We start from the raw sequence: 12,760 nt of genomic DNA, 5'->3' as shown, positions 1-12,760 counted from the left end.
GCGGTGGTCGAAAGTGTCTGAAACAGTGAATCTATACCGGACCGAATCTGTCCACAATCGGTCCTAGCGTGGGTGTCATGAACACCAACACCTACGTCCTCGTCCCCGGCTTCTGGCTCGGCGCCGCCGTCTGGAGCGCCGTCGCTGACCGGCTGCGTGCGCGCGGCCACGTCGTCCATGCCGTCGACCTCACGGGCATGGGCGAGCGCGCCCACCTCGCCACGCCCGGGACCGACCTCACCACCCACATCGACGACGTCGTGCGCGTGCTCGAGCAGCACGACCTGCACGACGTCGTACTCGTCGGCCACAGCTATGGCGCCCTCGTGACGACCGGAGCCGCTGACCGCGTGCCCGGGCGCGTGGCCCGCCTGGTGTACGTCGACTCGGGACCCCTCCCGGAGGGCCTGTCCCAGGCCGACTTCGAGGGTCCCGCCGCCCGGGCGGCCAACGAGGAGCTGGTGACGACACACGGCCAGGGGTGGTTGCTGCCTCCGCCACCGTGGGCCGAACTCGCCGCCGGGGTGCCGGGGGTGGACGACACGGTCGTGGCCGCGCTGGTCGAGGACTCGCGTCCGCAACCCTGGCGCACCGCCACCCAGCCGGTCGCGCTCACCGGCGCCTGGGAGCGGCTGCCACGCACGGGCGTGCTGTGCACCTTCACCCTCGAGCAGGTGCGGCAGCTGGCACCGCACGCACCGGTGTTCGCGCACATGGTCGACAGCGACTGGACGTATGTCGAGCTCCCGACCTGGCACTGGCCGATGGTCAGCCGGCCGGCGGAGCTCGCCGACGTGCTGGAGTCTGCCGGCCGCTAGGTGATGGGGCGTCCTACCCCGCTCGCCGGCGGATGGTGAGGCCCGCGCGCGGACAGCGGTCGCTCAGCTGACAGGCGGAACTCCACCGCTTGTCGCGCCGACTGGCCATCGCTCGGACCAGAGACCATCTGAGCCGGCCTCACCACTCTCATCCTGAGTGCAGTTCGCTGGTTGAGCCTGCCGAGTAGACGCACTCAGCTGCCGATCTGCGTATGCTTCCGAATCGGCGCCCATGGCGCCATAATGGCTCCATGCCGACCATTCAGATCAAGGATGTACCCGAGGACACTCACGCGGTCCTGCGGCAGCGGGCGAGCGCGGCGCACCAGTCGCTGCAGGAGTACCTGCGCTCCAGATTGATCGCCGAGGCAGCCCGGCCGACTGTGGACGAGGTGCTGGCCCGGGCTGGCGGTCGGGCCGGTGGCTCCCTGCCGCTCGCCGATGCAGTGAGTGCCTTGCGGTTCGACCGTGCTCGTCATTGATGCCAGCGTGCTGGCCGTCGGGTTGCTCGATGATGGCCAGGACGGTGACACGGTGCGGGGCCGGTTGCGCGGCGAACAGCTCGCCGCTCCAGCACTGATCGACCTCGAGGTTGCCTCGGTGTGGCGCGGTCTGGCTCGCGCTGGGCACCTGGACCCACGCCGGGTCGGGCTCGCGCTGGATGACCTGCGGGACCTGCCGTTGCAGCGTGTCGACCACGCTCCACTGCTGGCCCGGTGCTGGGAACTGCGCGACAACCTCACGATCTACGACGCCGCCTACGTCGCCCTCGCCGAAGCGCTCCAGGTGACCTTGGTCACTGGCGATCGACGGCTCGCCCGATCCACCGGTCCCCACTGCACCATCGAGGTCATCAAGACCAACAACTGACGTCACGCTTCTGCCGCGCCGCGGACGGTAGCCTCCGGCTGCCCGGCCGCGACCTCATCTGCCGCAGAGTGAGGCGCGCAACTGGGCCTCAGCGCAGCCGCCAGTAGCTCCACTTCTCGGGTGCCGTTGGCCAATCGTCTGGCGGCTGCCAACTCGGCGGGGGCACCCAGCCCGCCGGGGACGCTGGCCAGCCTGGTGGCGGTGTGAAGCTGAGCCGGCGGCGCAGGATCCAGACTCCTCCTGCCAGGAGGAGCAGGACCAGACCAGGCAGTGACAGTTGGAGGACCACGGTAAGGGTCGCCGCGTCCTGCTGCTCGCACGCAAGATCTGGGCAGGGTCTCGACGGGACCCCGAAGCGAAGAAGGAGCGTCACGATCAGGGGGCCCGCGAGCGCCAAGCCGATGGAGGTGAGCAGGAGTGCGACAAATCCACCCGGCTTGCCCGGGACCGCCCTACGCGCAGCCTCAGCCATCTTCTCCATCGCAGCTCCCACCGTCACCACGTTGCGCCGGCGACACAACCATGGCATCTCTGGACGATCCAGCGCATGAATCAGGCAAGGACGCCAGCCGCCAGCACGACGCCGGCAACTCACTACTTTGCCGCTGCACGCTCGGTGAATCTCTCTGCCCGGAGGTTAGCTGTCGAACTGGATCGAGCCACTTATCGACCTGGAGGAGTCCGGCGAATCCACGAATACCGCGATGCGCTGGAACCCCGAGCCACAGACCAGATAGAGCTCGTCTGGCTCCAGCCCCTCCGAGTCGCCGTCGCGGCAGCCAGCTCCGCGCGCGGCGGCCTCGATCTGGTCGAAACCTTGGGTGCTGGTCCATTCGATCCATGCACCATCACCGGAGTCGCAGCCGAGCACGTCGCCCAGGTCGAGGCCGATCTGGTCACCAATCTCGGTTGCGCGCGAGATGAGGCGCTGCCGGCTCTCCGGCCCGCAGCCTGACTCGGTTGGGCCGTGGTTCGCCAGGACTGCCACAGCCACGCTGGTGGCACCGACCAACAAGGGTGTGCACAACACGATAAGGAGCAGCCAGGTGCGGCTTTGCCACCATCGTTGCCTCACCACACGAGACTATCGGGCGGCGTGAACGCCGACCTATCATCCGGTTCTGCCGCGAGTTCGGTGGACGATCCTGCCGAACGCAGTGCGTTCTAGGCTGGGTTTGTTTGGTCAGGTGAATGCCTTGTTTGGCCGGGGTTTGGTGATGCCCGTCTGGCCGGCGAGGATGTCTGCCGCGAGCCATCCGATTGCGCAGAACTGTCCGAGCACTCGGTCTGGGATCGGGCTGTAGTCGTAGGGGTTGGTGCCACCGAAGTAGGTGAGCGCGGCCTGCCTTATGCGGGTCTCCATGTTGCTGGCGGTAACTGGGGTGAACTTGGCGCCGAGCAGGGCGTTGGCGAGGATGTACTGTTCCGCCCACATGCCCCAGTCGGGTTCGGTGTCACCCTGACAGAACACCCGGGTCCGGCCTTCGCACTCGGACAATGCGGTCTTCGCCAGCTCCCGGACCGATTCGACCGCGGGCAGGCACTCGCGGGCTTGTTCGATGACCCGGGCGTCGAGCCTGTCATGGGATTTGGCGTGGGACAGGCGCCACTCCAAGGCTGGCCCGGGCCAGTGCCAGGCCGGAAACCACGGGTTGCGGAGGCGGACTTCGAGATGAAGCATCGTCTCGCCGGCGCGATGCCAAACCAGGCACTGGACGCCATCGAGATCGATCACGCGCGCGTTGCGGCGATTCAACAGGTGGATGCTGTTCATGTAGGGGCGCACGTAAGTCTCGGGCGGGATCTTGCCTGACGCCCAACCTTCGGCAATGGACTCCAGAAGATGCGCGAGACGCGCAGGGGCAACTTCGGGCACAGACACATCCAACACCCTCGCCTTCCGGGTGCGCCCCAAACGACCAGTACACGCCGCGTGGGGTGAACCGCCCCGGCGTGTCCGGAGACTCCAATCCTTGGGAAGGTTGGAGTCATGTCAGGGAACACGTCGAAGAGGTATCCGGCCGAGCTGAAGGCCAGGGCGGTGCGGATGTATGCCGAGATCCGGCCGGATCAGGAGACGGACTGGGGTGCGATGGCCCGGGTCGCGGAACTGCTCGGGGTCTCCACCGCGGAGACGGTGCGGAAGTGGGTGCGGCAGGCCGAGGTCGACCAGGGCGCCCGGCCAGGGGTCACGAGCGAGGAGTCGGCCGAGATCAAACGGCTCAAGCGTGAGAACGCGGAGTTGAAGCGGGCGAACGCGATCCTGAAAGCGGCGTCGGTTTTCTTCGCGGCCGAGCTCGACCGGCCCGGGCAGTGATCGTGGACTTCATCCGCGAGCACGCCGACCACACCCCCGCCGCCGGCGGGCTGCGATGGGGGGTGGAGCCGACCTGTGCCGTGCTCAGTGAGCATGGGGTGAAGATCGCCCCGTCGACCTACTACGAGTGGCGCGACAAGCTCCCCACCGCCAGGCAGCAGCGCGAGGAGGTATTGCTCGGCCACATCCGCCGGGTCCACACCGACAACTTCGGGGTGTACGGGCCGAGGAAGGTGTGGCTGGTGCTGAACCGGGAAGGGATCCCGGTGGCCCGCTGCACGATCGAGCGACTCATGCGCAAGGCGGGGCTGGCCGGTGTGGTGCGTGGCAAGGTGAAGCGCACCACCATCGCGGGCTTGGGCTCGAAACCGGCCGACCTGGTGAACCGGAACTTCGCCCCGACCGCGCCGAACCGGCTGTGGGTGGCCGACTTCACCTACGTGTCGACCTGGGCCGGCTGGGTCTATGTCGCGTTCGTGATCGACGCCTACGCCCGCCGGATCATGGGCTGGCGGGCCGCCACGTCGATGAGCGTCGACCTCGTCCTCGACGCCGTCGAGCAGGCCATCTGGGTCCGGCAACGAGAAGGCCGTGACGACTTCACCGCCCTCGTGGCGCATCACGACCACGGCAGCCAGTACCTGTCGCTGGCCCACAGCCAACGCCTCGCCGAGGCCGGCATCCGGCCCTCCGTCGGCGCCGTCGGATCGAGCTATGACAACGCCCTCGCCGAGTCCATCAACGGCTTGTACAAAACCGAGGTCATCAAGCGCCAAGCCTGGCGCACCCATGAGGAGGTCGAACTCGCCACCGCCCGGTGGGTCGACTGGTACAACCATCGACGCCTCCACGAGTACGCCGGGGGCGACCTCACCCCCGCCGAGACCGAGAACGCCTACTACGATCAAACAGCAACCCCAGCAGCAAGCTGAGGAGACAAAGAACTGAGTCTCCGGACACGCCGGGGCGGTTCAAAGAACTGAGTCTCCGGACACGCCGGGGCGGTTCAGTGAGGGATGGGCGAGCGGCCTAGCGCTGATCGAAATGTGCGCTGGAGGCTATCGCTTTGACTCGTTCACGTTGGGGATGTTGTCGAAAGTGAAGTCCGTTTGTCGTGCCATTCGACACCCCGGCCGGCGGGCTTGCCTTGGCCCTCGTCCACCCCGCGAGCCTTCGCTCGGACAAGAAGCTGCCCTTGATGCGGAGGCCACCCGAGTGGCGCCCCGGCTGGGCCGTGGCCGTGATCTTGAGCGTTCCGTGGTTGGTCTTCCTGACAACCAGCCTGGCGGCAGACCCTCATCTGGGGAGCGGCATGCAGCAGAGTCCGACATTCGGCCACGGCCGCTCGGCGCTTCGGGCATGATGCCACCGTGACCCCCCGCACCGGCCGACGTCGCACGTCGTTCGCCCTGCTCGTCGTGGCCGCGGCTACGGTCCTGACCGGCTGCAGCCTGCTCTCAGGCCTCGCCGGTGGTGGCCCTGTTCCGGTGCCGGCGTCCTCGTTGCGGCCGGCCCCGCCGACGCCGACACGGTCGGTCGGGCCGGTGGAGGCGCTCTTCGCCGACCCGCATTCCGACGCTGCACGTGCGCTACAGAAGGCGACGCAACTGGCGACGGCCGACACCGACCGGCTGACCGGAATGGACGTCGTGACGATCTCTGCCACCCAGCGCATCCTGGTGTGCCCGGAGGGCAGTGCGACACCCGACTGGCACCAATGCCTGGTGAGGGCCTTCCACTACCTGACGTGGAACGGCGAGTTCCGTGACGGGCACGACCCGATCATCGCGCGGCTCCCCGTGACGTGCTCGTTCGCGGGCACGGCCCATGTCGACTGGACGCCTCCACCGGGCACCGCCCGTCTGCAGCAGGGACTGTGCCCGGAGGGTCCGAACGCCTGGGTGCACTGGGCCACCAACTCCTGGTATCGCGGCGTCGAGGCATGCAGGCGCGACTGGTACAACGCGTGTGGCCTGTCGACGGCCGAGATCGTGGACGAGATCGCCCGCCACACCTGGCAGGGACGGGTGCGGCTCAGCTACCCGCTCGATCCGGCGACGTACGTGGAGCCGGAGCCCACCGGGCAGGCGACAGCGGACGCACAGGGGCGGCCGAACGAGTACGCAATCCTGTTCGGATCGAAGGCCGAGGCAGCGCGGCACCGGGCCATCGCGCGAGCCGATGCAGACACCAAGGCGCTGAGCAGGATCGCGGGCGTGACGCTCGCGGGGACGCAGCAGCGGCTCGACTGCGTCGAGGGACGCGACAACGCAGGCCGAGCCGACAGCAGCGTCCGCCTGGTGTGTCACGTCCAGGTCACCCAGTACCTCAGCTGGAGCGGCGACTTCGCCCGCGGGCGAAGCAGGATCCTGACTGCGTCCGCGCGCATCTGCCCGTGGCGCAACGAGCCGTCGAGCTTCGACTGGAGACCGACGAACCAGACACGGACCCAACAGCAGCCGAACTGCGGGGAGACCCCGACGATGTACCTGGACTGGATGAAGCCCCACGCGAAGGAGCTTGTCCATCCGTGCCGGCGCGACGCGCGCACCTCCTGCTCGCCGAACAGCGACGCGGTGACCTCAGCCCTACTCGCGCACGACTGGGTCGCCCGAATCGGGATCCAGTACCAGTTCTACAAAGACCTGTACTGACGCGAGGCACCATCCACAGGTGAACGAGCCTGACGGAGCATCCACAACCTGGCTCCGGCTTCTGGGCAGGCGGCGCCCGTTGACGTCGATCCGGGTTGGCACAGCCCGGATCGGTGGGCATGAGAAGCCTCGAAGGGACGCCGGCCACCCTGGATCCGGCTGACGCGGCCGGCGTCCGTCAGAAGTGCTCAGCTACTGAACCTGAACTCCACCACGTCACCGTCGGCCATCACGTAGTCCTTGCCCTCCAGCCGCACCTTGCCGGCGGCCTTGGCCGCGGCCATCGAGCCGGCGGCCACCAGGTCGCCGAAGCTGACGATTTCGGCCTTGATGAAGCCCTTCTGGAAGTCGGTGTGGATCACGCCGGCCGCCTCCGGGGCGGTGGCACCCCTGCGGATCGTCCAGGCGCGCGACTCCTTCGGGCCGGCGGTCAGGTAGCTCTGCAGCCCGAGCGTCTCGTAGCCCACACGGGCGAGGGTGTCGAGGCCGGGCTCGGCGATCCCCATCTCCACGAGGAACTCGCGGGCCTCCTCCGGCTCCATCTCGACCAGCTCCGACTCGATCTTCGCGTCCAGGAAGATCGCCTCCGCGGGCGCCACCAGGGCCTTCATCTTCTCGATCAGCGCAGTGTCGGTGAGCTCGTCGGAGTCGCAGTTGAACACGTACAGGTACGGCTTGGCGGTGAGCAGGAAGAGCTCGCGCAGCGGGGCGAGGTCGAGTCCGGCCGCGTGGACGCCGGTACCGCCGTCGAGCACGCGCTGCGCCTCGCGCGCCGCGTCCAGCTCGGCCTGGCGCTCCTTCCTGAACCGTGCCTCCTTCTCCAGCCGGGGCAGTGCCTTCTCGAGGGTCTGGAGGTCGGCGAGGATCAGCTCGGTGCGGATGGTCTCGATGTCGCTGCCGGGGTTCACCGCGCCGTCGACGTGGGTCACGTCCGGGTCGCGGAACACCCGCGTGACCTGGCAGATCGCGTCCGCCTCACGGATGTTCGCCAGGAACGCGTTGCCCATGCCCTCGCCCTGCGACGCGCCCTTCACGATGCCCGCGATGTCGACGAAGCTCACCGTGGCCGGCACGACCCGCTCGGAGTGGAACATGTCGGACAGCACCGGCAGCCGCTCGTCGGGGACCCCGACCACGCCGACGTTCGGCTCGATCGTCGCGAACGGGTAGTTCGCCGCGAGCACGTTGTTGCGGGTGAGGGCGTTGAACAGGGTGGACTTGCCGGCGTTGGGCAGTCCGACGATGCCGATGGTGAGAGCCACGTCGGCCAAGCCTATCGGTCGCGGGGACGCAGGTTCGCCCACGCCCTTGCGCGGAAGACGCTCCGACCTGCGACAGGATGGGTGCGTGGACGCGGTGATCTTCGACCTCGGCGGGGTCGTGCTGGAGTGGGTGCCCGAGCGGGCCTTCGAGCAGGTGGTGGACGCGGCGGAGGTGCCGCGCCTGATGGAGCGGATCGGCTTCCACGAGTGGAACCGCGGCAACGACGGGCGCGACAGCCTCGCCGCCGCCGAGGACGAACTGGTCTCCCTCCACCCCGGCGACGAGGTGGCCATCCGCGGTTACCGATCGCACTTCGCCGCCACGCTCACCGGCATGGTGCCCGGCACGGGCGCCGTGATCGCAGAACTCGGCCAGGCCGGCGTCCCGACCACCGCTCTGACCAACTGGTCAGGGGAACTGTTCCCGTACGCCCGGCAGCGGTTCGGGATCCTGGGACGCTTCCGCGACATCGTCGTGTCCGGGCGCGAGGGCGTCATCAAGCCCGACCCGCGGATCTTCGCGATCGCCTGCGAGCGCGCGGGGTTCGAGCCCGCCGCGACGGTGTTCGTCGACGACTCCCCCGCCAACGTCGCCGCCGCCCGTGCGTTCGGGTTGCACGGCCTCCACTTCCGCACCGCGGACGCACTCCGCGACGACCTCGTCGCGCTCGGGCTGTTGCCCCCGCGACGGGCACTCTCCGTCCCCGTGTACCACTGGGCGCCGCGCGAGGAGTGGGAACGGGCCCTCGCGACCGGCTCCTACCCGTGGTCGGGACGGGGCCTCGGGTACGACGCCGAGGGGTTCGTGCACCTCTCCTTCGCCGGGCAGCTCACCCGCACCCGGGAGCGCTTCTACTCCGACCTCGCCGACGACGACCTCGTCCTGCTGCGGCTCGAGCCGGACGGCCTGCCGATCGTCGTCGAGGACGGCTTCCCGCACCTGTTCGTCCCGCTCCCGCTGGAGCGGGCCACTCAGGTGTCCGCGCCGGCGTAGAACGCGGTCAGCGCCTGGGCCAGCCACTGCGGGTCCTGCGTGCCGCACAGCTCGCGCGCGGAGTGCATGCTGAGCAGCGGGATGCCCACGTCCACGCTCTCGATGCCCAGGCGGGTCGCGGTGAGGGGGCCGATCGTCGACCCGCACGGCACGGCGTTGTTCGAGACGAACGGCTGGGTGGGCACGCCGGCGGCCCGGCAGACGCGCAGCCACCGGGCGGCCGAGGGACCTTCGGTCGTGTAGCGCTGGTTGGCGTTCACCTTCAGCAGCGGCCCGCCGTTCACCGTCGGCCGGTGGTCGGGGTCGTGCAGGTGGGGGTAGTTCGGGTGGATCGCGTGGCCCGCGTCCGCCGAGATCACGAAAGACGCCGCCAGCGCCCGGTGGTAGCCGTCGCTGCCCCAGCCCAGCCCGTCCGCGATGCGCAGCAGGACGCTCTCCAGGAACGGCCCGGACGCGCCGCTGCGGGAGTCCGAGCCGATCTCCTCGTGGTCGAAGCAGGCCAGCACCTGCACCTGCCCGGAGGCCGGGGTGCCGGTCAGCGCGACCACGCCCGCGTGGACGCTGGAGAGGTTGTCCAGGCGCGGGGAGGCGAGGAACTCCCCCGTCACGCCGATGATCGCCGGCGCCTCCGCGACCGCGGAGAACAGGTCGTGGGAGTCGATCTCGTCGCGGTGCAGCCCCAGCAGGCCGGCCACGGCGGACAGCACGTCGAGGGAGGCGGTGCCGAACACCGGCTTCAGGCTCGCCTGCCGGTCGAGGTGCAGGTTGTCGTTGACGCTGCGGTCCAGGTGCGGCGCGACCTGCGGGACGCGGAGCCACGGCGGCGTGGACACCAGGTGCACCTCGCCGGTGCGCGTCACCACCCGTCCCGCCAGGCCGAACTCGCGGTCGAGCCACGAGTTCAGCAGCGGGCCGCCGTACACCTCCATGCCGGCCTGCGACCAGCCGAACGCGTACGAGGACGGTTCCGGCTTCAGCTTGAAGCCCGGGGAGTCGGTGTGGGCGCCGACGATGCGGAAGCCGACCGGCCCGTCCACCGCCTCCGGGGTGCGCCAGGCGATGACCGCGCCGTCGCGGACGACGTACCGCGCACCGCCCGCCTGCCACGGGTCGGTCTCGCGCTGCTCGGTGAAGCCGGCCTCCGACAGCCTGCGGACGGCCTCCGCCGCGGCGTGGTAGCTGGACGGGGAGGCGGAGACGAAGGCGGCGAGGTCCTGTGCTGCGGTGGCGTCGGGCATGGCGCCCAGTCTGCACCTTCGGGGCGACAGCCCGCTCAGCGGGGCGCGCCGGCCGCGTCCGCCCTCGCCGAGAGGTAGCCGGCCAGATCCTCCCCGCTCACCTCCAGCACGCGCAGGTTGCCCAGGCTCGTCGAGCGGGCCCGGCCCGGCCGCCCGCGGTGGGCGATGCCTCCCGGCGCGGTGATCACCATGTCCCTGCGGTAGACGCGGATCCGGGTGATCGCCGACAGCCGCACCGAGACCCGGCTGAAGAACACCAGGACGTGCAGGTCCGTCGCGTCGACCACGAGCACCGGACGCCCGCCGCGCACCGCCAGGGCGAGGTCGCCGCCGGCCATCACCGCGCAGACGGCCGTGATCAGGAGAGCGAGGGCCACACCCCACGGCGACGCGGCGTTGCGGACGGCGAGCGAGACGCCGAGCACGGCGCCGGCGGCCCAGGCCGCCCCCTTCACCCACAGCCACCACCGGGCCGGGCGCTTCAGCAGCGCGCCGACGGCCCCGGCGCCGTGCGCGGGGACCGCGACGAGCCCCGCCGGAAGCGGCACGCGCGATGCGTCGGCCGGCAGCCCGGCGTCACCGTCCTCGGCACCGTCCACCGTCCCCGCCCTTCTTCGACCTCGCGGGGAGTGTATTCGACCCGCATCCGGCCGCCCCCGAGCGAGCCTCAGCGGAACTGTCGGAGGCGACCGGCAAGATCGAGCCATGGAGTCGTTGGCGTGGTTGGTCGTGGGCATGCTCGTGGGTGCCCTTCTCACGTGGGTGCTGGTTCGCGCCCGCACGCGCAGCGACGCCTCGGCGCAGGACGCGGAGGCCGAGCGGGCCCGGGCGGAGGCTGCGCAGGCACGGGCAGAGGCAGCCCAGGCACGCGCGGAGACCGCGCGCGTGCAGCTCGGCGTCGCGGTGGCGCAGGGCGAGGCGGCCCAGGCGCGCGCCGAGCGGGCGTCCGCGTTCGCCGACCTGGCCGAGGCACGCGCGGAGGTCGCGGGCAGCCGCGCCGAGCGCGACGCCGCCGTGCGGCGCGCGGAGGAGATCGCCGCCGACCGCGAGCAGCTGGTCGCGCAGTTCAAGGCGCTGTCCGCGGAGACCGCAGAACACCAGGCACGCCGGCTCGACGAGTCCGCGCAGGCCCGTCAGCAGGCCACCGACCAGTTGCTCACCCCGGTGCGGGAGAGCCTCCAGCGCTTCAACGACCGCCTCACCGAGGTGGAGAAGGAGCGGGTGGCGATGGCCACCGACCTGCGCAACCAGGTCAGCGAGGTGAAGCTCACCGGCGAGACGCTGCGGCGCGAGACGGCCGCGCTGGTCACCGCCCTGCGCAAGCCGCAGGTCCGGGGTGCCTGGGGCGAGCTCCAGCTCAAGCGGGTGGTGGAGCTCGCGGGCATGGTGGAGCACTGCGACTTCGTCCAGCAGCAGACCACCCAGACCACGACCGGGGCGACGATCCGTCCCGATCTGAAGGTGACGCTCACCGAGGGCCGGTTCATCTACGTGGACTCGAAGGTGCCGCTCAGCGCCTTCCTCGACGCGCAGGAGAGCGAGGACGCGGGCGACCGCGCCCGGCTGCTCGGCCAGTTCGCGAAGAACGTGCAGACCCACGTCGACCAGCTGTCCCGCAAGGACTACTACAAGGCCGACGGCGGGGGCACCCCGGAGTTCGTCGTGCTCTTCCTCGCCAGCGAGGCCCTGGCGGCGGAGGCGTTCAACCAGCTGCCCTCGCTCCTGGAGTACGCCTCCGAGCGCGCGGTCATGCTGGCCACCCCGAGCTCGCTGATCGCGATGCTGAAGACCATCGCCTTCTCCTGGCGCCAGGCGGCTCTCGCCGAGTCGGCGCAGGAGGTGTTCAGCGTGGGCCGGGAGCTGTACGACCGCCTGGGCACCCTCGGCAAGCACTTCGACAAGGTGGGCCGCTCCCTCACGTCCGCGGTCGGCGCGTACAACGACGCCGTCGGGTCCATCGAGGGACGGGTGTTCCCGGCCGCCCGCAAGCTCCGTGAACTGAAGGTGACCGAGAAGCAGCTCCCCGCGGTCAACGGCTCGGACGCCGCCGTGCGGCCGATCACCGCCACCGAGCTCGTGGAGGACGCGGCCCTGGTCACACCCCTCATCGGGCGCCGCAGCAGCGAGGAGCTGCTGGCCCGCCCGCAGCCGGCGTTGGACGACCTGCTGGTCCGCGAGCACTCGACGCCGGCCGAGGGCGGGGTACAGACTGCCTGAGCCGGCGCACGCGCGCCGGGCGGAGGAGGTCCGATGTCGTTCCAGGCGTATCTCGACACCATCGAGGACAAGACGGGGCTGACCCCGCGCCAGCTCGTCGACCTTGCCGCGCAGAAGGGGTTCGGCCCGTCGACGAAGGCCGGTGAGATCGTCGCCTGGCTCGCCGCCGACCACGGCCTGGGACGCGGGCACGCCATGGCGCTCGTCCACGTCATCACCAAGGGCCCGGTGATCAGCGACCGGCACGTGAACTCCGGCGGTACGCACTCCGACCCGTCCGACACCCTGTGGCTCGACGGGAAGGCCACCAACCCCCACCGCTGACGCCGCGTCTCACCGGCGCGGGTCGCCCGGCGTGCGCGCCGTCCGCGGGCGGCGGGCCGGTGCACA

General features: G+C 70.2%; 13 protein-coding genes. 8 read left to right on the top strand and 5 right to left on the bottom strand.

Annotated elements, in window-relative coordinates:
• The first annotated feature begins 77 nt into the window (after window positions 1–77).
• The 3 genes from ACFQQJ_RS15670 (at window position 78) to ACFQQJ_RS15660 (ending at window position 1,688) form a co-directional block, all read left to right on the top strand.
• Window positions 78–818 (top strand): alpha/beta fold hydrolase, encoded by a 741-nt coding sequence (locus ACFQQJ_RS15670; protein ID WP_377107923.1) that lies wholly within the window; start codon window positions 78–80, stop codon window positions 816–818.
• A 251-nt stretch (window positions 819–1,069) separates the two neighbouring features.
• Window positions 1,070–1,300, top strand: coding sequence for a hypothetical protein (locus ACFQQJ_RS15665; RefSeq protein ID WP_377107921.1), 231 nt, complete (start codon window positions 1,070–1,072; stop codon window positions 1,298–1,300).
• Window positions 1,287–1,688 (top strand): type II toxin-antitoxin system VapC family toxin, encoded by a 402-nt coding sequence (locus ACFQQJ_RS15660; RefSeq protein WP_377107919.1) that lies wholly within the window; start codon window positions 1,287–1,289, stop codon window positions 1,686–1,688. Before ACFQQJ_RS15665 ends, ACFQQJ_RS15660 begins: the two co-directional genes overlap by 14 nt.
• A 637-nt stretch (window positions 1,689–2,325) precedes the next feature.
• On the opposite strand, the gene ACFQQJ_RS15655 is transcribed toward ACFQQJ_RS15660, so the two are convergent.
• Both ACFQQJ_RS15655 and ACFQQJ_RS15650 read right to left on the bottom strand, forming a co-directional pair.
• A complete protein-coding gene (locus ACFQQJ_RS15655) occupies window positions 2,326–2,763 on the bottom strand; it encodes a hypothetical protein (protein WP_377107917.1) in 438 nt (145 codons plus the stop codon).
• A gap of 108 nt (window positions 2,764–2,871) precedes the next feature.
• Window positions 2,872–3,564, bottom strand: a complete 693-nt coding sequence (locus ACFQQJ_RS15650; RefSeq protein WP_377107915.1) for a hypothetical protein — start codon at window positions 3,562–3,564, stop codon at window positions 2,872–2,874.
• Between the two features lie 114 nt (window positions 3,565–3,678).
• On the opposite strand from ACFQQJ_RS15650, the gene ACFQQJ_RS15645 reads away from it, so the two are divergent.
• Together ACFQQJ_RS15645 and ACFQQJ_RS15640 are read left to right on the top strand one after the other, a co-directional pair.
• Window positions 3,679–4,937 (top strand): IS3 family transposase gene (locus ACFQQJ_RS15645; protein ID WP_377107913.1). Its coding sequence is split into 2 segments (ribosomal slippage): window positions 3,679–3,967 and window positions 3,967–4,937, totalling 1,260 coding nucleotides; the frame shifts between segments, so codons are not numbered across the junction.
• Window positions 4,938–5,375: 438 nt separating this feature from the next.
• Entirely contained in the window at window positions 5,376–6,659 is a 1,284-nt protein-coding gene (locus tag ACFQQJ_RS15640; protein WP_377107911.1) for a hypothetical protein, read from the top strand.
• Window positions 6,660–6,847: 188 nt separating this feature from the next.
• Here ACFQQJ_RS15640 and ychF read toward each other — a convergent pair whose 3' ends face one another.
• The gene (ychF, locus tag ACFQQJ_RS15635; RefSeq protein ID WP_377107909.1) at window positions 6,848–7,921 is read right to left on the bottom strand and encodes a redox-regulated ATPase YchF; all 1,074 of its coding nucleotides are present in this window, start codon (window positions 7,919–7,921) and stop codon (window positions 6,848–6,850) included.
• An 85-nt stretch (window positions 7,922–8,006) separates the two neighbouring features.
• Here ychF and ACFQQJ_RS15630 point away from each other — a divergent pair, with 85 nt between their 5' ends.
• The gene (locus ACFQQJ_RS15630) at window positions 8,007–8,915 is read left to right on the top strand and encodes an HAD-IA family hydrolase (protein WP_377107907.1); all 909 of its coding nucleotides are present in this window, start codon (window positions 8,007–8,009) and stop codon (window positions 8,913–8,915) included.
• Here ACFQQJ_RS15630 and ACFQQJ_RS15625 read toward each other — a convergent pair.
• Together ACFQQJ_RS15625 and ACFQQJ_RS15620 are read right to left on the bottom strand one after the other, a co-directional pair.
• Window positions 8,894–10,153: a M18 family aminopeptidase gene (locus ACFQQJ_RS15625; RefSeq protein WP_377107905.1), complete on the bottom strand. Its 1,260-nt coding sequence runs from the start codon at window positions 10,151–10,153 to the stop codon at window positions 8,894–8,896. The two genes, ACFQQJ_RS15630 and ACFQQJ_RS15625, sit on opposite strands and share 22 nt — an antisense overlap.
• Window positions 10,154–10,188: 35 nt before the next feature.
• Window positions 10,189–10,752 carry a hypothetical protein gene (locus tag ACFQQJ_RS15620; protein ID WP_377107903.1) on the bottom strand — a complete coding sequence of 188 codons (564 nt, stop codon included), beginning with the start codon at window positions 10,750–10,752 and terminating at the stop codon, window positions 10,189–10,191.
• A gap of 106 nt (window positions 10,753–10,858) precedes the next feature.
• Between ACFQQJ_RS15620 and ACFQQJ_RS15615 the strand changes: the two genes are divergently transcribed.
• A complete protein-coding gene (locus ACFQQJ_RS15615; RefSeq protein WP_377107901.1) occupies window positions 10,859–12,370 on the top strand; it encodes a DNA recombination protein RmuC in 1,512 nt (503 codons plus the stop codon).
• Between the two features lie 33 nt (window positions 12,371–12,403).
• Window positions 12,404–12,694: a DUF4287 domain-containing protein gene (locus ACFQQJ_RS15610; RefSeq protein ID WP_377107899.1), complete on the top strand. Its 291-nt coding sequence runs from the start codon at window positions 12,404–12,406 to the stop codon at window positions 12,692–12,694.
• Window positions 12,695–12,760: the final 66 nt, after the last annotated feature.

It is taken from the genome of Propionicimonas sp. T2.31MG-18 (genome assembly GCF_964266745.1).
Lineage (GTDB): Bacteria > Actinomycetota > Actinomycetes > Propionibacteriales > Propionibacteriaceae > Propionicimonas.
Note: the sequence above shows the minus strand (reverse complement) of the source record. Positions and strands in the feature narration are given on the sequence as shown.